General features: G+C 62.8%; 16 protein-coding genes. 10 read left to right on the forward strand and 6 right to left on the reverse strand.

The annotated features are described in order from the left end of the window. Positions 1–21: 21 nt before the first annotated feature. The 3 genes from AC1Q67_RS04840 (at position 22) to AC1Q67_RS04850 (ending at position 1,088) form a co-directional block, all read left to right on the forward strand. Positions 22–210: a DUF4169 family protein gene (locus AC1Q67_RS04840; RefSeq protein ID WP_492234986.1), complete on the forward strand. Its 189-nt coding sequence runs from the start codon at positions 22–24 to the stop codon at positions 208–210. Next, on the forward strand, positions 207–479 hold the full coding sequence (locus tag AC1Q67_RS04845) for a ribbon-helix-helix domain-containing protein (RefSeq protein ID WP_024576336.1): 273 nt from the start codon (positions 207–209) through the stop codon (positions 477–479). Before AC1Q67_RS04840 ends, AC1Q67_RS04845 begins: the two co-directional genes overlap by 4 nt. A gap of 270 nt (positions 480–749) precedes the next feature. Beyond that, entirely contained in the window at positions 750–1,088 is a 339-nt protein-coding gene (locus AC1Q67_RS04850) for a ribbon-helix-helix domain-containing protein (protein WP_029659535.1), read from the forward strand. Positions 1,089–1,112: 24 nt separating this feature from the next. Here the strand turns inward: AC1Q67_RS04850 and AC1Q67_RS04855 are convergent, their stop codons facing one another. Further along, on the reverse strand, positions 1,113–4,784 hold the full coding sequence (locus AC1Q67_RS04855; protein ID WP_492234985.1) for an AsmA family protein: 3,672 nt from the start codon (positions 4,782–4,784) through the stop codon (positions 1,113–1,115). Positions 4,785–4,954: 170 nt separating this feature from the next. On the opposite strand from AC1Q67_RS04855, the gene AC1Q67_RS04860 reads away from it, so the two are divergent. Beyond that, entirely contained in the window at positions 4,955–5,758 is an 804-nt protein-coding gene (locus AC1Q67_RS04860) for a class I SAM-dependent methyltransferase (RefSeq protein ID WP_492234984.1), read from the forward strand. A gap of 126 nt (positions 5,759–5,884) precedes the next feature. Here AC1Q67_RS04860 and AC1Q67_RS04865 read toward each other — a convergent pair whose 3' ends face one another. After that, a complete protein-coding gene (locus tag AC1Q67_RS04865) occupies positions 5,885–7,297 on the reverse strand; it encodes an FAD-binding oxidoreductase (RefSeq protein WP_492234983.1) in 1,413 nt (470 codons plus the stop codon). A gap of 97 nt (positions 7,298–7,394) precedes the next feature. Here AC1Q67_RS04865 and AC1Q67_RS04870 point away from each other — a divergent pair, with 97 nt between their 5' ends. Beyond that, complete coding sequence (locus AC1Q67_RS04870) at positions 7,395–7,913, forward strand: thioesterase family protein (RefSeq protein ID WP_024576341.1); 519 nt, start codon at positions 7,395–7,397, stop codon at positions 7,911–7,913. 25 nt (positions 7,914–7,938) lie between these two features. Here the strand turns inward: AC1Q67_RS04870 and AC1Q67_RS04875 are convergent, their stop codons facing one another. After that, a complete protein-coding gene (locus AC1Q67_RS04875; RefSeq protein WP_024576342.1) occupies positions 7,939–8,112 on the reverse strand; it encodes a DUF1328 domain-containing protein in 174 nt (57 codons plus the stop codon). Positions 8,113–8,391: 279 nt separating this feature from the next. Here AC1Q67_RS04875 and AC1Q67_RS04880 point away from each other — a divergent pair, with 279 nt between their 5' ends. The 3 genes from AC1Q67_RS04880 (at position 8,392) to AC1Q67_RS04890 (ending at position 12,751) form a co-directional block, all read left to right on the forward strand. Then, entirely contained in the window at positions 8,392–10,926 is a 2,535-nt protein-coding gene (locus AC1Q67_RS04880) for an ATP-dependent helicase (RefSeq protein ID WP_024576343.1), read from the forward strand. Positions 10,927–11,069: 143 nt separating this feature from the next. Beyond that, positions 11,070–11,990: an ABC transporter ATP-binding protein gene (locus tag AC1Q67_RS04885; protein WP_024576344.1), complete on the forward strand. Its 921-nt coding sequence runs from the start codon at positions 11,070–11,072 to the stop codon at positions 11,988–11,990. Beyond that, positions 11,990–12,751 (forward strand): ABC transporter permease, encoded by a 762-nt coding sequence (locus AC1Q67_RS04890; RefSeq protein ID WP_492234982.1) that lies wholly within the window; start codon positions 11,990–11,992, stop codon positions 12,749–12,751. Before AC1Q67_RS04885 ends, AC1Q67_RS04890 begins: the two co-directional genes overlap by 1 nt. A gap of 58 nt (positions 12,752–12,809) precedes the next feature. Here the strand turns inward: AC1Q67_RS04890 and AC1Q67_RS04895 are convergent, their stop codons facing one another. Both AC1Q67_RS04895 and AC1Q67_RS04900 read right to left on the reverse strand, forming a co-directional pair. Beyond that, on the reverse strand, positions 12,810–13,127 hold the full coding sequence (locus AC1Q67_RS04895; protein WP_492234981.1) for a hypothetical protein: 318 nt from the start codon (positions 13,125–13,127) through the stop codon (positions 12,810–12,812). A gap of 222 nt (positions 13,128–13,349) precedes the next feature. Continuing rightward, positions 13,350–13,679, reverse strand: coding sequence for a hypothetical protein (locus tag AC1Q67_RS04900; RefSeq protein ID WP_492234980.1), 330 nt, complete (start codon positions 13,677–13,679; stop codon positions 13,350–13,352). Positions 13,680–13,891: 212 nt separating this feature from the next. On the opposite strand from AC1Q67_RS04900, the gene AC1Q67_RS04905 reads away from it, so the two are divergent. Continuing rightward, positions 13,892–14,674, forward strand: coding sequence for a L,D-transpeptidase (locus AC1Q67_RS04905; protein WP_024576348.1), 783 nt, complete (start codon positions 13,892–13,894; stop codon positions 14,672–14,674). Between the two features lie 16 nt (positions 14,675–14,690). Here the strand turns inward: AC1Q67_RS04905 and AC1Q67_RS04910 are convergent, their stop codons facing one another. Then, positions 14,691–16,967 carry a spermidine synthase gene (locus AC1Q67_RS04910; RefSeq protein ID WP_492234979.1) on the reverse strand — a complete coding sequence of 759 codons (2,277 nt, stop codon included), beginning with the start codon at positions 16,965–16,967 and terminating at the stop codon, positions 14,691–14,693. 132 nt (positions 16,968–17,099) lie between these two features. Here AC1Q67_RS04910 and AC1Q67_RS04915 point away from each other — a divergent pair, with 132 nt between their 5' ends. Beyond that, complete coding sequence (locus AC1Q67_RS04915; RefSeq protein WP_492234978.1) at positions 17,100–18,701, forward strand: phytoene desaturase family protein; 1,602 nt, start codon at positions 17,100–17,102, stop codon at positions 18,699–18,701. Positions 18,702–18,830: the final 129 nt, after the last annotated feature.

Raw genomic sequence — 18,830 nt, forward strand, 5'->3', positions numbered from 1 at the left:
TTGTGAAATGAAGGAGGCGTCATGGGCGACCTGGTCAACCTGAAACAAATCAAAAAGCGCATTGCGCGCGAAGAAGCAGACAAGCAGGCCGAGACCAATCGCATTCGCTTCGGCCGCACCAAGGGCGAGCGCAGCCGCGACGAGCGTCAGGCGCAGCGTGCGAGCAACGTCCTCGACCAGCATCGCATCGATGATGGGACGCCAGCATGAAATCGCCTGTCGTCAAACGATCTATCGTCGTCGCCGGCCACAAAACCAGCGTCAGTCTCGAAGAGGCTTTCTGGAACGGTATGAAGGAAATTGCTTCGGTGAGAAGCCTGACCTTGTCCGAGCTTGTCGGCGAGATCGATGGCGGTCGCCAGCAGGGCAACCTGTCCTCCGCAATTCGGCTGTTTGTGCTGGACTATTTCCGTTCGCGGGCACTCCCTGCGGCAGGAAACGGCAGCGGCCGGATGCAGGTGGAAGACTCCCATCCGTAGTTTTGCGCACAACGCAGCTACGATCCTGACTCCGCCGTAAGTTTTCGCACGAATACCGCAGGTAGCTGGTTTCAGTTACTATGTACCCGTGTCTCGAACCACATACTGTTTCGGGACCGGCTGCGGGGGCGGCCATACAGTTTTCGCGACAGCGGTCTGTATTCTGATCCGCGCGGTTCGAGCGAACATCTTGCAATAGCGCCAGAGGCTCATCTCCGGCGAGACATCGTCTCGCCGCGTGCGGATGCCTGGCCGGTGGAGGATCCTTCGATGCAGGACGATACGATGATGCAGGACCTGGACGCCGCAGAAGGCGTCCGGCCCCGCGGCGTGAAAGAATTCGCGGTGGTCAAGCGCTCCGTCGTGGTCGGCGGCCACAAAACAAGCGTCAGTCTCGAGGACGCCTTCTGGACCAGCCTGAAAGACATCGCGACCCGCCGCGGTCTCCCGCTGTCGACGCAGATCGACGCCATCGATCGAACCCGCAAGACCAGCAACCTGTCGTCCGCGATCCGGTTGTTCGTACTGGATCATTTCCGCGCGCGCGCTGTCACGTCGGTCTTCATTGGCGAACGGCTGCCGTCTCCGAGCATCGCGCCAACAAGTTGATTCACCTCCCAGATTGCTGCGGGATCAAAACGTCCCGGCCGGCGATGATGGAGCCGGGCGCTGCTTCGGCAACCTCATGGCGCCGGGGGCCGGCTTGATGTCGATCGGCGGCGGCAGCGGCTGCACCAGCGGGCCTCCGCTCGAAGCGGGAGCAGGTTGCGCGACCGGCGGTGGCACCGCGGGCGGCGTGACCGCAGGCGAAGCGACCGGTGCGCGAGGCACGGCAGCCTTCGCCCCTGAATTCTTGCGCCGCGGATCGCGATTCGGAATCTTCACCTCCGACGGCGGGATAGGCTCGGCCTTCGGCAATTCCTCTTCCCACAAGCCGTCAGGGTCCAGCGACGGCGCAACACCACGCTCCAGCTGATCGAGCCGCCGTGTTTCACGATCGATCGCACGCATGCCGAGCCATGACGACAGCGCTGCCACGTCGACCGTACGCGCCAGCCTGTCCGGCGAGCCATTCAGGTCGACGCGAATTTCCGGGCGCCCTTGAATCGGCCGCGTGGTGACCGGCGACATCACTGCGCGAATATCGGCCTGATCCGCCAATAGGTCGTATCCACCGGCAATCGCAACACGGGCGCGCGACGCATCGAGGGTCGCAGCTTCGACACGCAAACGGCCGTCCTTGATGGTGAAGGGTATCTGCGCGGACGGCACCTTCAACGCCCCCGCAACCAGCACCGGTTCGACGATTTCCTTCAGCCTGATATCGTCAGTCGCCTGGCCACCATCGCTGGCGCGAACCGCCGCTTCGAACGCACGCGGATCAAGCCCCGCGATACGCGCGTCGGTGAGCGTCAGCGCGCCTGCGCCCGACAGCGCACCGGTCAATCCGGCGGCGCTGCGGCCCTGCCCCGACAGCGTCATTTGCAGCGCAGCCTTGCCCTCCGGCACCGCAAGGCTGCGGTAGCGAAGCGCCGCGCCATCGACACCGGTCAATTGCACACGCGCATTGAACGACGTTCCCTGACCCGTTCCCTGCGCGGCCTGCCGCGCATCGAGATCGATCGCTGCTTCACCGCCGCCGATGCTCGCTTTGACATTCTCCAGCACGAGGGATTGTCCGTCGCCCTTGATCGCGCCGCTGACAGGACGCAACTCTCCGCCTCCGGGCAACACCCCGCTCAAGGCCTGAAACGCGAGACGTCCGCGCCAGCCGCGCAACCATCCCCGGCCGAGCGGCGCTGAGGCATCACGGCCGATTGCTCCGAACGCAACGCCGGTCACCGCCGCGACGTCAAGCGTGTCGAGACCAACCTCCCCGTCGACGCCGATCTCATCACCGCGCGTCAACACGAGCCGGCCGCGGATTCGCGATCCACCCACGGTGGTGTCGAGATCATCGAATGTGAAGGTGTTGCCCGCGACACCGAGGCGCGACGACAGCGAAACGCCTGGCGCTGGCATGCTCCCACGTTGCAGATCGAACAGCGCGGCGAGATCGGCGCGGCGCACTGCGACGGTCAACGCGGCCGTCGATTGGTCCGCCCATGGATTGCCGGTGCCTTGAATGTCGCCATCGACACCCGCCCCCGTCAGCTTGGCTTTCAGTTGCAGCGGCGAACCCCAGACGCCGGCGACCGACGATTCAAATTGCGCGGGGCCATCACCCGGCGAAATGATCCGGTCCAGGCCGAGCGATGCCACGATGGTTGAAGTCTGGTTCGCCGTCAGGCTGGTTTCCAGATTGAATGGGTTGCCTCGCAACGCCGCAAGATCAAGCCCGCGCGCGAGATCGATACTCGGAGATCCCTTTAGCGTAATCGTACCCTTGAGCTGCGGCGCTTCGATGTTGAGCACAGCTTCCGCATCGCTAAGGCCGGAACGGTCCTTCGCCTTGCCAAGTGTGGCGGCCACCAGCATCACCGCGGATCCGGGCTCCTTCGGAACCGCTGCCAGCCGCTCGGCCAGCGCGGGAGCGAAGGGCGAGACGAGGCTTCCAACCCGCTCCAGCGATGAAGCCGATGCGTACAGCCCAAGCTTGCCTCCCCCCTCAGCGCGATCGAACGATCCTGTGCCGCTGACGGCAAGATCGCTGTTCGCATTGCCAATCTCAATGCGATCGAGTGCGAACTTTGTGGGACCGTAACTCAGACTGACTGCGACCGGACGAACCGTCTCTCCAGCCAGCACGGCGCTCTCGGCATTGAGCGTGACTTGCCCCTCGTCCGGCCATCCGGATTGTGGACCCGCCAGCGCACCTACAAGCGGCGACATCGCATCGAGATCGAAGCTCGGAGCCTTCAGCACCGCCTCAAACCGCGTCTTGCCGTCAGCGACATTCAACAGCGCGAGGCGGCCCTCCATCGTGCCGCCATTGACGTCCGCCTTGATGCCATCGAATGCGACGCGATCCGCTGCGACCGTCGCATCGCCGCGCAGACGCAGTGGCTTCTGATTGCGATACGTCGCGTCGCTCCGGCCCTGCAGCCATGCTGCGAGCACATCCGGATCGGACGATTCGATGCTGACCGGCCCCGTGAAGCGCGCTGATGCACCCGGTTGCGCAACGGTGCCGTTCGCCGAAACACGCGTCGCACCGGGTGCGCGCATCTCCAGTTTTACGATGGTCCACGCCTGCTCGTCGCCGCGCAGTTCGACGGCAACATTCTGGAGCGGCCGCCCGCCGAGCGCGATCTGATCGGCACTGGCTTCGATCTGCGCCGGAAGCGGCATCACCGGCAGCGACGTTACCAGCGTTCGCAGCGCGGGAAATAGCCGCAGCGGTTCGGCGTTCGTAGCCCCTTTCGCCAACAACCGATCGGCATCGAGCTGACGCGCCGACAAGACGAGATGCAGCAGCGGCGATGCACCGAACCTGATATCGCCGCTACCCGTCAGCCGCAGTGCATGGTCTTCGGGGCCATACGCAGCTTCGACCTGCTCGAACGCCGCTGACGACGGACTGGCTTTCACACGCGATGTCAGCCGCCACGGTTGTCCGGATTCGGTGGATTTGGCATCGGCCGGCCGCGCCAACGTCAGGCCGCCCTCGAAACTCGGCACGGCGCTATCGAATGTCAGCACGCCGTCGAGATCGGCCAGCAGCGGCCTCTCTCCCGGCTCAACAACGAACCGCACACGCGTCCCCTTGCCGTCACTGCTCTGCCCCGACGAAATGCGAAATGGCGTCCGCGCTCCGAGCAGCGTGAACGACCCATCCCCGCGCAGGCTGCTGGCCAGCGCGCGCACGTCGCCGCTGAACTTCAGATCGTCCATCAGCAGCGTCTTGCCACTCGACGCATCATGCAGCGCGATCCGCCCGGCGACATTCATCCGGTCGATGGCGAGCGAGCCGAGGTTGAAGCGGCCCGCCGTCGAGGGCCACTCGAAGCGGCCCTGACGGTCGAGGCCGAGGTCGAGCATAAACCCGTCCAGCGACAGCTCGCTGGCACGCCACTCGCCGCGCATCAATGACCCGAGGCTGAATTCGACGTCCAGTTTCCCGGCCCGGACCCTGGCCGGATCGTTGTCGCCGCCGATGGCAACCGACCGCAGCCGCAGTGTCGGCGTCGGCAGCAGAAGGGCATCCAGTTTGCCGCCGACGCGCACCGGTGCACCGACGATGCGGGACGCCTCCGCCTCGAATTGAGGGCGGAACTGGTTCCAGTCGACGAAATAGGGACCGACCAGCGCTGCGATTAGCGCAAGAATGAAGGCAATGGCCAGTCCGAGCAGCGTGGTCTGCAAGGTCTTTCCTCAGTGGGATCGGACATCGGATGGCACGAATATTGAACCTGTGTGTGGGTTAGAATACTAAGTTTAACAGGCTTCGTTCACAACCCTGTAACCCCGTGGGGAAGATGTCCGAGAAGATTGCGCGGCCAGCGGAAAGAACCGGCGCCTCACCCGAGGCAATCATGTCGCATTACGACATGGGCAATGACTTTTTCCAACTCGTGCTCGATCCCGAGATGATTTACTCGTGCGCGCTATTCGGAGATGGCGACGATCTCATTACGGCGCAGCGGCGCAAACTCGATCACCATATCGAAGCCGCCGGTGCAGCGAACACCGCGCGGGTTCTCGACATCGGCTGCGGATGGGGCGCGATGCTCCGGCGGCTGGTCGACCATGCCGGCGTCGCCCATGCGGTCGGATTGACGCTCAGCCCGTCGCAGGCCGCCTGGATCCGCGATGGCAGGAATCCCAAAATCGAGGTGCTGGAACAGGACTGGCGCGACCACAAGCCTGAGCGCCGTTACGACGCCATCATTTCGGTTGGGGCATTCGAGCATTTCGTCCAGAAGGGGCTCGACCCTGCGGCAAAGCTCAAAGCCTATCGCGAATTCTTCGCTTATTGCGACAACGTGCTTGCGATCAACGGAAAGGTTTCGCTGCAGACCATCGCCTACTCCGAACGGACCAAAGTCCAGCCGCTGCTGGACAAAACCTTTCCGGAAAGCGATCTGCCGCTGGAGTGGGAGCCGATCGCGGCCGCCGAAGGCACCTTCAGCCTGATCGCCGCGCGCAACGACGCCGATCACTACTATCGGACGCTGGTGCTGTGGGAGCAGAACCTGCTCGCCAACTACGACAAGGCGGTCGCGCTGGTCGGCAAGTCGAACACCGATGAGTTCCGCCGCTACCTGAGGATGTCCGCCGGCGGCTTCCGTGCCGGCATGGTCAGCCTGATGCGTTACAGCTTCCGGAAGAAATACTGATCGCTGGCCTTCAACTGAACCGGACGCCGATACTGCCGAGCGGATTACCTGAACGGGGCAATCTGGCGAGCCTGACCGAGCACGCCTCGGTGTCGACGCTGTTCACATCCATGGCTATCGTATCGGTCACGACGGCAGGATCTTGCCGGGGTTCAGAATGTTATGCGGGTCGAGGGCGGCCTTGAGCGCGCGCATCGCCTGCACGGCTTCGGGCCCGAGTTCTGTTTCCAAATACTGCTGCTTGCCCTGCCCGATGCCATGTTCGCCGGTGCAGGTGCCGCCCATGGCCTGAGCCCGCTCAACCAGGCGATGGAGAAATCCATCCGCGCGCTGCATCTCGTCCGGATCGTTGACATCGACCAGCATCGAGCAGTGGAAATTACCGTCGCCGACATGACCAACGATCGGGGACAGGAGACCGACAGTCTCCAGATCCTTTTCGGTCTCCACCACGCATTCCGCCAGCCGCGAGATCGGCACGCACACGTCGGTCGCCACCGCCTGCGCACCGGGGCGAAGCCCGCGTACGGCCCAATAGGCATCATGCCGCGCCTGCCAAAGCCGGGTGCGGTCTTCCGGACGCGTCGCCCACTCGAATCCACCACCGCCGCATTCAGCGGCAATCTCGGCAAACATCTTCGACTGCTCGGCGACCTCGGCCTCGGTGCCGTGGAATTCCAGCAGCAGCAGCGGCGTTTCAGGCAGCGACAGCTTTGAATAAGCGTTGCAGGCCTTCACCTGTGCGGCGTTCAGCAATTCGATGCGTGCCACCGGAATGCCGGTCTGGATCGCGAGAATGGTGGCGTTGCACGCCCCCTCGACGCTTGCGAACGAACATGACGCAGCGGCGATGCTCTGGGGAATGCCGCGCAGCTTGAGCGTGATTTCGGAGATGATGCCCAGTGTCCCCTCCGCGCCGATAAACAGATGCGTGAGATCGTAGCCGGCCGAGGATTTCTTGGCGCGCGTGCCTGTGGTGATGATCTCACCGTCGGCGCGCACGACCTTCAGCGCGAGAATGTTGTCCTTCATCGTGCCATAGCGCACGGCGTTGGTGCCCGATGCACGGGTGGACGCCATCCCGCCGATCGACGCATCGGCGCCCGGATCGATCGGGAAAAACAGACCCTGATCGCGCAGGTGCTCGTTGAGCGCCTTGCGTGTCACGCCCGGCTCGATCACGCAATCGAGATCGTCGGCATGCACCGCGAGAATGCGGTTCATTTCGCGCAGATCGATGCAGACGCCGCCCGCCGGCGCATTGACCTGCCCTTCCAGTGAGGTGCCGGTGCCGAATGGAATCACCGGAACGCGGTGCTTCGCGCAAATCCGCACCACATCCTGAATGTCTTCCGTGGTCCGCGCCATTACCACCGCGTCCGGCGGCTGCATCGGCAGCCAGGTGGTGGTATGGGCGTGCTGTTCGCGCACCGCCTGTGACGTGATCAGATTGTTACCGAACCGTGCAGCAAGCGCTTCGATGGCGGCGGAGAGCGCGGATGGTGCGGGACGTGTCAGGACTGCGTTGGAAAAGGCCACGGCTGCTCGTTTCTTTTCTTCGAGGCGGTTGTGGCGGGGACGGTGGCAAAGGATATATTGCCGGTCAAGAGAATGCCGACGCCACCCGGGAATTGAGATGACATCAAGCACCCCTCAGAAAAACAATGCGCCGCAACATATCGCTGCGCCGTTTCTCACCACGGTGATGCAGATCGAACCGCAATGGATCGACTACAACGGCCATCTGAACATGGCCTATTACAACGTGCTGTTCGACCGCGGCATCGACGAGATGTGGCTCGAACTCGGCATCGGTCCCGACTACAAGAAGTCACGCAACGGATCGACTTTCACGGCCGAGGCGCATGTGCGCTACCTGCGGGAAGTTCATCTGGGCGATCCGGTGCAGGTGTCGGTTTATCTGATTGAGGCAGACGACAAGCGCATCCACACCTTCGAGGAGCTGCGCCACGCAACTGAAGGCTGGCTCTCTGCAACGTCCGAAAACATGACGCTTCATATGGACATGAACGCGCGCAAAACCGCGCCGTTTCCTCCGGACATCGCCGCGCGCATTCGCGACGTTGTCGCAGCGCACGGAACGGTCACACGGCCCGATGGCATCGGCCGGCGCATCGCCATGCCGGCCAAATAACGCCACCGCACCGCTGGCCGTCGCATCACGGACCGCTGCTGCGGCGAGCGAGGCTCACCACCGCCGAGATCACGAACAGGATCAGGGCGACGAAGAAAACGATCTTGGCGATTTCGATTGACGCGCCCGCGATCCCGCCAAAGCCCAGAAGAGCCGCGACCAGCGCAATAATCAGGAATGTAACCACCCAACTCATCATGACACGCTCCTGCGTTTCGTTTCGAGCGCGAGAACGGCGCTCCGACTGAGAAAACAATCCGCCAGAAGCGCCGGAGTTCCAGCTCCGGGGCCACGCCCGGAAGGTCAAAAATCAAGCAGGAATGGAACAAAAAGGGCGGGACAGCCTCCCGGCCCGCCTGTTGACGGAGAAAACAGCGGTGTCAGGCAAGCCTAATCATGCCTATATGTCTCCGTACCCTGATATGAAGCCTCCCCTTTCGGGCGTCGCGATGCCATCGTGACGGCAAAGACGAATCGCATGACCGAACCGAACAAGCTGCCGCCGTCAGACCTGTCCCGCGCCGTGCCGAGCCACCAGCCAGCCGCTGGCGGCATCGCTGCGCGGGCACGGGCGTCGGCCGCACCGCAATACCTGACCGCGCTCAATCCCGAGCAGCGGGAGGCGGTCGAGACGCTCGACGGGCCGGTTCTGGTTCTGGCGGGCGCAGGCACGGGCAAGACGCGGGTGCTGACCTCGCGCATCGCGCATATCCTCTCGACCGGCCGCGCGCGGCCACACGAAATTCTCTCCGTCACCTTCACCAACAAGGCGGCGCGGGAGATGAAGCACAGGCTTGGCCAGATGCTCGGTCAGGCAGTCGAAGGCATGCCGTGGCTCGGCACCTTCCACTCCATCGGCGGGCGAATCCTGCGCTATCACGCCGAACTGGTGCAGTTGAAATCCAATTTCACCGTGCTCGACGTCGATGACCAGATCCGTCTGCTGAAGCAGTTGCTGCAGGCCGAGAACATCGATGACAAGCGCTGGCCCGCACGCATGCTGGCCGGGCTGATCGATGGCTGGAAAAATCGCGGACTGACACCCTCGCAGGTGCCGGGGGGTGAAGCCGCCGTGTTCGGCAACGGCAAGGGCGGCAAGCTCTATGCGACCTATCAGGAGCGGCTGAAGATTCTCAACGCCGCCGACTTTGGCGATTTGCTGCTGGAGAACATCCGGCTGTTTCGCGAACATCCCGATGTGCTGCGGCAGTATCAGAACCGCTTCAAATACATTCTGGTCGACGAGTACCAGGACACGAACGTCGCGCAGTATCTCTGGCTGCGGCTGCTCGCACAGGCGCCGTCGCAGTCGTCATTGCCGGGCTTGACCCGGCAATCCATCGAATCTTCACAAGATGGATCACCGGGTCTCGACGCTTCGCGTCGGCCCGGGGATGACAATCGAGAAAAAGTCGCCCCCCTCGCCGCACCCAGAAACATCTGCTGCGTCGGCGACGACGACCAGTCGATCTACGGCTGGCGCGGCGCCGAGGTCGACAACATCCTGCGCTTCGAGCACGATTTCCCCGGTGCGAAGGTCATTCGCCTCGAGCGCAACTACCGCTCGACAGGCCATATCCTCGCCGCTGCCTCGCATCTGATAGCCTACAACGAAGGCCGCCTTGGCAAGACGCTGCGCACCGAGGATGTCGATGGCGAGAAGGTCACCGTCACCGGCGCGTGGGACTCGGAAGAGGAAGCCCGCGGCATCGGCGAGGAGATCGAGCAACTTCAGCGCGCCGGGCAGAAGCTGAACGAGATCGCCATTCTGGTGCGCGCCTCATTCCAGATGCGCGAGTTCGAAGACCGTTTTGTTACGCTGGGACTACCCTATCGCGTGATCGGCGGCCCGCGGTTCTATGAGCGCGCGGAAATCCGGGATGCGCTGGCCTATCTGCGTGTCATCAATTCGCCTGCCGACGATCTCGCCTTTGAGCGCATTGTCAATGTGCCGAAACGCGGCCTCGGCGACGCCACCGTGCAGATGCTGCACGATGTCGCGCGCAAGCGCCGTATCCCGCTGACCGAAGCCGCCCGCGCTGTGATCGAGACGGATGAGTTGAAGCCGAAGGCGCGCGGTAGCCTGCGCGACGTGATGACCAGCTTCGACCGCTGGCGCGCGCAGCGCGATATCGTTCCGCACACGCAGCTTGCGGAAATCGTGCTGGATGAATCCGGCTACACCGAGATGTGGCAGAAAGACCGTTCCGCCGACGCTGCCGGCCGCCTCGACAACCTGAAGGAACTCGTGCGCTCGATGGAAGAATTCGAGAACCTGCAGGGCTTCCTCGAACACATCTCGCTGGTGATGGACCGCGAAGGCGGGGCCGATGACGATGCGGTGTCGCTGATGACCCTGCATTCGGCGAAGGGCCTGGAGTTCGACAACGTGTTCCTGCCCGGCTGGGAAGAAGGCCTGTTTCCGAGCCAGCGCACCCTCGACGAACAGGGGCGCGCGGGGCTTGAGGAAGAACGCCGCCTGGCACATGTCGGCATCACGCGCGCGCGAAAGCGCGCCATGCTCTACTTCGCCACCAACCGGCGCATCCATGGATCATGGACAACCACCATTCCCTCGCGCTTCCTCGATGAATTGCCGTCGGCCAATGTCGAGATCACCGAGAGCAAGGGCGGCTCGGGATGGGGCGGATCTGGCGGCTACGGCGCATCGCGCTTCGACAACGTGGAATCGTTCGGCTCGACCTACACGACGCCAGGCTGGCAGCGCGCGCAGGCCAATCGCGCCCGCACCGGCGGCAAGGGATTTGATGAAACCGGCGCGCGATATGACTCCGGTTCGCGTGGCGGCTTCAGCCGCAAGCCGACGGTGATCGAGGGCGAACTGATCGCCAAATCCACCGGCGCGAATTCCGAGTTCTCCCCCGGCGATCGCGTATTCCATCAGAAGTTCGGCTACGGCCATGTCGCCAAGGTGGACGGCAACAAGCTGACCATCGCTTTCGAGAAGGCGGGCGAAAAGAAGGTCGTCGACAGTTTCGTGACGCGCGCATAGCGGGCGCGACCGCGGCGCATGACAAATTTGAATACGTCGCCATAGAATTTTCAGTGCGCGCATCAGCCCCGCAAGAGGCATTATGTATTGCGCACTGGCTTGCGCGCGCCTATCTCATGCTCCCGCCTCGACAGATTGTTCCCATGTCCCCCATCATCTCGGTTTCCAACGTCTCGAAGACCTATGCGTCCGGCTTCACCGCGCTGAAGAATATCAATCTCGATATTCGCCGCGGCGAGATCTTCGCGTTGCTCGGCCCGAACGGCGCCGGCAAGACCACGCTGATCAGCGTGATCTGCGGTCTCGCGGTCCAGACCGCAGGGTCTGTGACGGTCGATGGGCACGATATCGTCAAGGATTACCGCGCTGCCCGCTCGCTGATCGGGCTGGTGCCGCAGGAACTGCATACCGACGCATGGGAATCGCCATGGTCGACCGCCTCGTTCAGCCGCGGCCTGTTCGGCAAGCCGAGCAATCCCGCGCATATCGAGAAGGTGCTCAAGGAGCTCTCGCTGTGGGACAAGCGGAAGAGCCAGATCATCACTCTCTCGGGCGGCATGAAGCGCCGCGTGATGATCGCCAAAGCGCTGGCACACGAGCCGCAGATCCTGTTTCTCGATGAGCCGACAGCAGGTGTCGATGTCGAGCTGCGCAAGGCGATGTGGGACGTGGTGCGCGAACTGCGCGCCTCGGGCGTCACCATCATCCTCACCACGCATTACATTGAGGAAGCCGAAGAGATGGCCGACCGCGTCGGCGTCATCAACAAGGGCGAGATCGTACTGGTCGAGGAGAAGGCCAAGCTGATGCAGAAGCTTGGCAGGAAGCAGCTCAAGCTGCATCTGCAATCGAAGCTCGCCGAAATTCCTGCCGCCCTCGCCGCGCATCATCTCGAGCTGTCGCCGGATGGCGAGGAGCTTACCTACACCTATGACACCAAGGGCGAACGCACCGGCATCACGGCGCTTCTGAACGACCTGAGCGCTGCCGGTGTCCGCTTCAACGATCTCAACACCACTCAAAGTTCGCTCGAAGAAATCTTCGTCAGTCTGGTGCATCAATAATGAACCTTTATGCCATTCGCGCGATCTACAAATTCGAGATGGCGCGCACCTTCCGCACGCTGCTGCAGAGCGTCGTCTCGCCGGTGATCTCGACATCGCTGTACTTCGTCGTGTTCGGTTCGGCGATCGGCTCGCGCATCACCGAGATCGACGGCGTCAGCTACGGCACGTTCATCGTGCCGGGCCTGATCATGCTGTCGCTACTGACGCAAAGCATCGCCAACGCATCGTTCGCGATCTACTTCCCGAAATTCACCGGCACCGTCTATGAGCTGCTCTCGGCGCCGGTTTCGTCGTTCGAAGCCGTGGTCGGCTATGTCGGCGCAGCAGCAACCAAGTCGATCATCCTCGGGCTCATCATTCTCGCGACTGCAAGCCTGTTCGTGCCGCTGAAGATCGCGCACCCGTTCATGATGCTGACGTTTCTGGTGCTGACGTCGGTGACCTTCAGCCTGTTCGGATTCATCATCGGCATCTGGGCCGACGGCTTTGAAAAACTGCAGGTGATCCCGCTGCTGGTGATCACGCCGCTGACATTCCTGGGCGGCAGCTTCTATTCCATCCACATGCTGCCACCGGTCTGGCAGACCGTGACGCTGTTCAACCCGGTGGTCTATCTCGTCAGCGGCTTCCGGTGGAGCTTCTTCGAGATCGCCGACGTCAGCGTAGCCATCAGCCTCGGCATGACGCTGGGCTTTCTCGCCCTGTGCATGATCGTGGTGTGGTGGATTTTCCGCACCGGTTATCGGCTCAAGACCTGACCCCAAACGAAATACGCCCCGCAAGCGGGGCGTATTGGAAATCGGTCGTGCGGCTCGCTTAGTTCGGGCGCCAGTTTCCGTTGCTGTCGTAATAGCCGCTCGGGCCTGTACCTGGAGGCGGAGGCACCGTCGTCGGCTGCACGGCATTGCTCACACCGGTGCCGACCACGTTGAGCGTGCCGGCCACAGCGCCGACACCTGCGCCAAGCGCACCGCCGACCAGCCCGCCGACCGGTCCGGCCGCGGTCTTACCCTGATACGTTCCTTGTGCAGCGCCGCTGATGGCGCCGTTGATGGGGTCCTGCTGCTGAGCGGCGGCAGGCACTGCGAGAAACGCCACCACCGAAATCGATATGAATGAAGCTGCAATTCTCATGTGAGGAAACCTCCCTGCCCGGCCGAATCCCGGCCTGCCCTGAAGCAAATCAGCAGCGTCAAGGTTGCGTCAGGTTCGGGAGAAACACAATCCGCGGCTGCGCCGTATCTCACCTCAAATTTAGCTCTAAAGCCGTGATCCGCCGGGCCGGCCCACAAGATCGGGACATGAAAATGGCGCATCCCTTTCCGGACGCGCCATTTGAAATGATCTTACATCAGGTTAGCGATAACGCCTGTGATGGCGATAGTGCCGGCTGCGATAGTGGCGGCTGCGGTAACTGCGGCGATTGTCGATACCGAGCACACCGTTCACCCCTCCGACGACACCGCCGACACCTGCGCCAACCGCACCGCCGACAACACCACCGACCGGCCCTGCTGCGCGATTGCCGCGATAGGCACCCTCGTTCGCCCCGCCCTCCATGCCTCTGAAGACACCTTGCGCAGGTGCAGCCATCGGCAATGCAAGGATCGCTAGAGCCGCCGCGATAAACGTAAGGCGGCGATGCGCCGCGGTGAACATGAACAAAGCCTCAGTCTTCGTCTTCATCCTGAAAATCTCCATGAGCGGGCGAACTTTGACCCATCTTGCAACGCCTTAACCGCCGGAAAGTTGCGTCAAGTTTGGCGAAAAGACGCCACAAACGTGCGCCGTTCACGACACCGTATGGCCGCTTCCGTCAACCTTAAGACGAAGACACTGTTAAAAAAGCCGCTTTCCATGCTCTATTAAGAGCGAGGGGCAGAGACGAGGCGACAGTCATGCGTGCGGTATTGATTTCGGTTACAGGCCTGATGCTGCTTTCCGGCAGCGCGGCGCAGGCTGCGGTATCCATCCTCGTCAACAAGGACACGCAGCAGATGACCGTCTCGGTCGACGGCGTGCAGCGCTACACTTGGCCGGTCTCCAGCGGAAATCCATCGCACGAAACACCCAACGGCAGCTTCAAGACCTTCCGCATGGAAGAGGATCACTACTCGAAGGAGTTCGATGACGCGCCGATGCCGAATGCGATCTTCTTCACCAAACAGGGTCATGCCATCCACGGCACCGATGCCGTGAGCCGCCTCGGCACCCCGGCATCACACGGCTGCGTGCGGCTGTCGCGCGCCAATGCGCTGAAGCTTTGGGATCTCGTCAAGGCTGAAGGACTGCTCACCACCACGGTGACGCTTACAGGATCGTCGCGGGTCGCTCTTGCGCGCAATCCGAAGCCGCGCACGAATGTCGCAACCACACGCGGCGACGTCGATGCGTACGGGCGGCCGTTGCAGATCGCACCCAGCGGACAGGACGTCTATAGCGAAGACCTGAACGCCAACACCCGCGCGCGCCAAGCCTCGCCCGATCGCGTCTATCGCGATTCAACCTACGCGCAGGACCAGGCCTATTACGGCCCAAGCGACGCGGGCCCGATGCAGCGCCGCATCTACCAGTCGCAGGGCGGATACTATCAGGGCTACGCCCAGGGTTATGAGCAGGACGCACGCTATCAGCGGCGCGTTCAGTCTCCTCGCGGCGGCTATTATTACTACGCCGACTGAGTAAGCGGACGAACCGCTACTCGTCGGGATTCCTGAGCCTGCGCCATACGGCGCCGAGCACGTTGGAATAATCGTCGGTCCAGACCCGCTGACCTTCGGTGGCTTCCGTCAGCACCCACTTTTCGTCCGACGCGATCTTGCCGACATCGGCCTCCTCGCGCGCCGAGATCACGACATTCGTGGTGAAGATGTAATCGGCGTCGCGTCCGGAATCCTCGTTGTAGACCCAGCTCTTGAGATCGTTCTCCTCGGCGATGCCGACGACAACGCTCGCCAGTTCGAGATGCCGGTTGGAAACATGCATCACCACCGCGCCCTGCGGCGCGAGCTTGGCCTTGTAGATCGCCATTGCTTCTTCGGTCGCCAGGTGAATCGGAATCGCATCCGATGAATAGGCATCGACGATGATGAGGTCGTAGGCGCCGTCCTGTTCCTTGGCGAAGGTCAGCCGCGCATCGCCGATCACCGGCTTCATGCCAGGGTCGCATGCGCTGACGTAGGTGAAGTATTTCGGATCGCGCGCGGTATCGACCATGGTCTGGTCGATCTCGAAATACTTCCAGTCTTCGCCGGGCTGCGATTGACAGGCAAGCGTGCCGGCGCCGAGACCGATCACGGCAACGCGGATCGGACCGCCCTTGCGCTCCCGGATCGCGGCGATCGCGCGGCCCATGCCGCCGTCCTTATGATAGTAGCTGATCGGCTCCGGGCGGCCTTTTACCGGCGAGCCGTCGTCTTCCAGGAATTTCTCCGCGCCGTGAATTGTCGTGCCGTGCATCAGCACGTGATACTGGCCGTTCGAGGTCACCACGATCTTGTGGACGCCGAAGAAGCTGCGCACCGTCTCGACGCGTCCGTCATCGGCGGGATAAACCCGGATCAGGATCAGTCCCAACACAACCAGCGCGGTGATTTGCCAGCGCCCGATCTTCAACAGCACCGCGAGCACCATCATGGCGCACGCAAAGGCCGTGACCATCCAGACCCGGTTGGTTTCCAGGAATTCGGTAACCGTCCCCTGCCGGTAGGCCAACGCGATCAGACCAAGGCCCGCGATCGCCGCGAGCACCCAGAGGCTGAAACCGCCGCGCTCGGTCGGTGCGCCGGCCGGGCGGCACAGCGCAGCCAGCGCCAGCAGGATCGGATATTCGGCGATCCACGAGAAGGTGTAAGGCGCTATCAGGCCCGCGAACAATCCGCCGACCATGCCGCCAAACGACAGCGCAACGTAAAAGCCCGTAAGATAGCGCGCGGCAGGCCGCGTACGCGCCAATTCACCATGGCAGGCCATGGCAATGATGAAGAAACAAAGCTGATGCCCGCCAAGCGTCAGCAGCAGATTCTGTTCGCCGCCGATCACCAGAAGGATCATCACGCCCGCGATAGCGAGTGGCTGGAGAAGCAGCATCAGCCAATGCGGCAACAGCGGGCGCGACTGGAACACCAGCACCCATGTCAGAAGATACAGCGACAGCGGCAGCACCCACAGCAGCGGCGCGGCCGCGACGTCGGTGGATATGTGCGCCGTCACCGCGATCAGAAGACCAGACGGCACGGCGGCCAGAAAGATCCAGCGCAGCCGTGTCGGCCAGCTTGGCGCGGGTGCGTCCCCATCCGTTGCGCTGACAGCGTCAACCGTCATCGGCGGCGAGCGCAGCAGCAAAACGCCGCAGGCCGCGATCAGGACGATGAGTAATGCATAGCCACCGGTCCAGATCACGTTCTGTGTTCGCAGCGAAAACATCGGTTCGAACAGCACCGGATAGGACAACAGCGCGAGGAAACTGCCGATGTTCGAGGATGCGTAAAGAAAATACGGATCGGGGCCGTCAGGATGTCCGGTACGGACGAACCAGGCCTGCAGCATCGGATTGTTGGCGGCGAGCGCGAAGAACGGCAGCCCGATCGAGACAGCGAACAGGCCGAGCAGCCAGAACGCATAGCCGCTGGCCGGCGGCTCCCCCCACCCGCTCGCAATCGACAGCGGCAAGGTGAGCAGCGCGGCGGTCAGCAGCATAAGATGGATGACGACGGGAGCAGTCCTGTTCTTCAAGGTCATCAAATAGTGGGCATAGGCGTAGCCGCCGAGCAACAGCGACTGGAAAAACACCATCGCTACCGACCATACCGCGGGCGAACCGCCGAGCCGCGGCAGCACCATTTTCGTGAACAACGGCTGGACCGAAAACAACAGCAGGGCGCTGGTGAAAATTGCCACTGTGTAAACCACCAGCACAAGCGTATTTCTCGCGCCGGTGGACTGGCTCGCGGTGTCGGACGGCACTGAAATCATGGAAGCTCCGGAATGATCCGGCAAATCACCGGACGCGGGACTGGAGTGGAGCATAGCCTTCACAAGCGGGCAATAACATGCGCGTGACAGAAATCACTCGCGCGTGACGCGACCCGCGATTATGACTGAGGCATGTCGGACTATGATGCGCTCATCATCGGCGCTGGCCATAACGGCCTGACCTGCGCGGCCTATCTCGCGATGAATGGCCTGCGCGTCAGGGTGATCGAGCGCCGCGGGGTGGTCGGCGGCGCGGCGGTGACTGAAGAATTCCATCCGGGCTTCCGTAATTCGGTGGCGGCCTACACGGTCAGCCTGCTCAATCCGAAAGTCATCGCGGACCTGCGGCTGCACCATCATGGCTTGCGGATTGTGGAGCGGCGCGCGCAGAACTTCCTGCCCGCGCCGGACGGTCGCTATCTGTTGACCGGCGACGGCCGCACGCATCAGTCGATCGCCAAATTCAGCGAACGCGACGCGTTGCAGATCGACGATTTCAACCGGGAACTGGAAACCATTGCCGACGTGCTGCGCGCCTTCGTGCTCCGCGCGCCCCCAAACATCGTCGAAGGCTTCGGCGTGCAGGCGATCCGTGAGGCCTTCAATGCTTTCAGCAGCGCCAACATCCTGCGCGGACTGACGCTGGAGAGCCAGCGAACCCTGCTCGACCTGTTCACGCGGTCCGCAGGCGACATGCTCGATGACCGTTTTGAGAGCGATCTGGTCAAGGCGCTGTTCGGCTTCGACGCCATTGTCGGCAACTATGCCAGCCCCTACGCGGCGGGCTCGGCCTACGTCATGCTGCATCACGCGTTCGGCGAGGTGAACGGCCGGAAGGGATTGTGGGGCCATGCCATCGGCGGAATGGGGGCGATCACGCAAGCGATGGCTGCGGCGGCGCGCGCCCACGGTGCGGAGATCCAGACCGGCGCCGGCGTGCGGGAGGTGATCGTCGAGAACGACCGTGCCGTCGGAACGGTCCTCGACAACGGCGAAACGGTCCGCGCGCGCTATGTTGTCTCCGGCCTCAATCCGAAGCTGCTCTACACCAGGCTGGTCCCGGCGGACGCGTTGCCAAAGCCGTTCCTCGACCGCATCGCGAACTGGCGCAACGGCTCCGGCACCTTCCGGATGAATGTGGCGCTGTCGGCGCTGCCCTCGTTCAAGGCGCTGCCCGGCCCCGGCGACCACCTCACCGCGGGCATCATCCTCGCGCCGAGCCTCGCCTACATGGACCGCGCCTGGCTCGACGCGCGCCAGCACGGCTGGAGCCGCGAACCGGTGGTCGAGGTGCTGATCCCCTCCACGCTCGATGACTCGCTGGCCCCGTCCGGCAAGCATGTCGCCAGCCTGTTCTGCCAGCATGTCGCGCCTCAGCTTCCGGGCGGCCGGTCCTGGGACGATCATCGCGACGAGGTTGCCGACCTGATGATCGCCACCGTGGATCGCTACGCTCCGGGATTTGCCCGCAGCGTCATCGAGCGGCAGGTGCTGTCGCCGCTCGATCTGGAACGGGAATTCGGACTGCTCGGCGGCGACATTTTCCACGGCGCGCTGTCGCTCAATCAGTTGTTCTCCGCTCGCCCCATGCTCGGCCATGCCGACTACCGCGGGCCGCTCAAGGGTCTCTATCACTGCGGATCAGGAGCCCATCCGGGCGGCGGCGTCACCGGCGCGCCGGGACACAACGCGGCAGCCGTTATCCTCCGGGACCATCAGGGAATCTTCTCTTGAAGGGCTGGGGAAAGAGCGCCCACCGGCTGTTGAAAAGCTGTAGATAACCCTGTGGATAATCAGTGGATTTCCGCCTGGTTAAAGCTTTACTAACGTGTGGAAAACTCTGGTTAACAAAGTGTGAAGAAC

The organism is Afipia sp. GW823-FHT06G09 (genome assembly GCF_058794875.1).

Coding starts and splice junctions, on each gene's coding strand:
- AC1Q67_RS04860 (WP_492234984.1), top strand. CDS start 4,955: ATGTCGCATTACGACATGGGCAATGACTTTTTCCAACTCGTGCTCGAT.
- AC1Q67_RS04840 (WP_492234986.1), top strand. CDS start 22: ATGGGCGACCTGGTCAACCTGAAACAAATCAAAAAGCGCATTGCGCGC.
- AC1Q67_RS04875 (WP_024576342.1), bottom strand. CDS start 8,112: ATGATGAGTTGGGTGGTTACATTCCTGATTATTGCGCTGGTCGCGGCT.
- AC1Q67_RS04890 (WP_492234982.1), top strand. CDS start 11,990: ATGAACCTTTATGCCATTCGCGCGATCTACAAATTCGAGATGGCGCGC.
- AC1Q67_RS04880 (WP_024576343.1), top strand. CDS start 8,392: ATGACCGAACCGAACAAGCTGCCGCCGTCAGACCTGTCCCGCGCCGTG.
- AC1Q67_RS04905 (WP_024576348.1), top strand. CDS start 13,892: ATGCGTGCGGTATTGATTTCGGTTACAGGCCTGATGCTGCTTTCCGGC.
- AC1Q67_RS04870 (WP_024576341.1), top strand. CDS start 7,395: ATGACATCAAGCACCCCTCAGAAAAACAATGCGCCGCAACATATCGCT.
- AC1Q67_RS04850 (WP_029659535.1), top strand. CDS start 750: ATGCAGGACGATACGATGATGCAGGACCTGGACGCCGCAGAAGGCGTC.
- AC1Q67_RS04910 (WP_492234979.1), bottom strand. CDS start 16,967: ATGATTTCAGTGCCGTCCGACACCGCGAGCCAGTCCACCGGCGCGAGA.
- AC1Q67_RS04900 (WP_492234980.1), bottom strand. CDS start 13,679: ATGAAGACGAAGACTGAGGCTTTGTTCATGTTCACCGCGGCGCATCGC.
- AC1Q67_RS04895 (WP_492234981.1), bottom strand. CDS start 13,127: ATGAGAATTGCAGCTTCATTCATATCGATTTCGGTGGTGGCGTTTCTC.
- AC1Q67_RS04845 (WP_024576336.1), top strand. CDS start 207: ATGAAATCGCCTGTCGTCAAACGATCTATCGTCGTCGCCGGCCACAAA.
- AC1Q67_RS04915 (WP_492234978.1), top strand. CDS start 17,100: ATGTCGGACTATGATGCGCTCATCATCGGCGCTGGCCATAACGGCCTG.
- AC1Q67_RS04885 (WP_024576344.1), top strand. CDS start 11,070: ATGTCCCCCATCATCTCGGTTTCCAACGTCTCGAAGACCTATGCGTCC.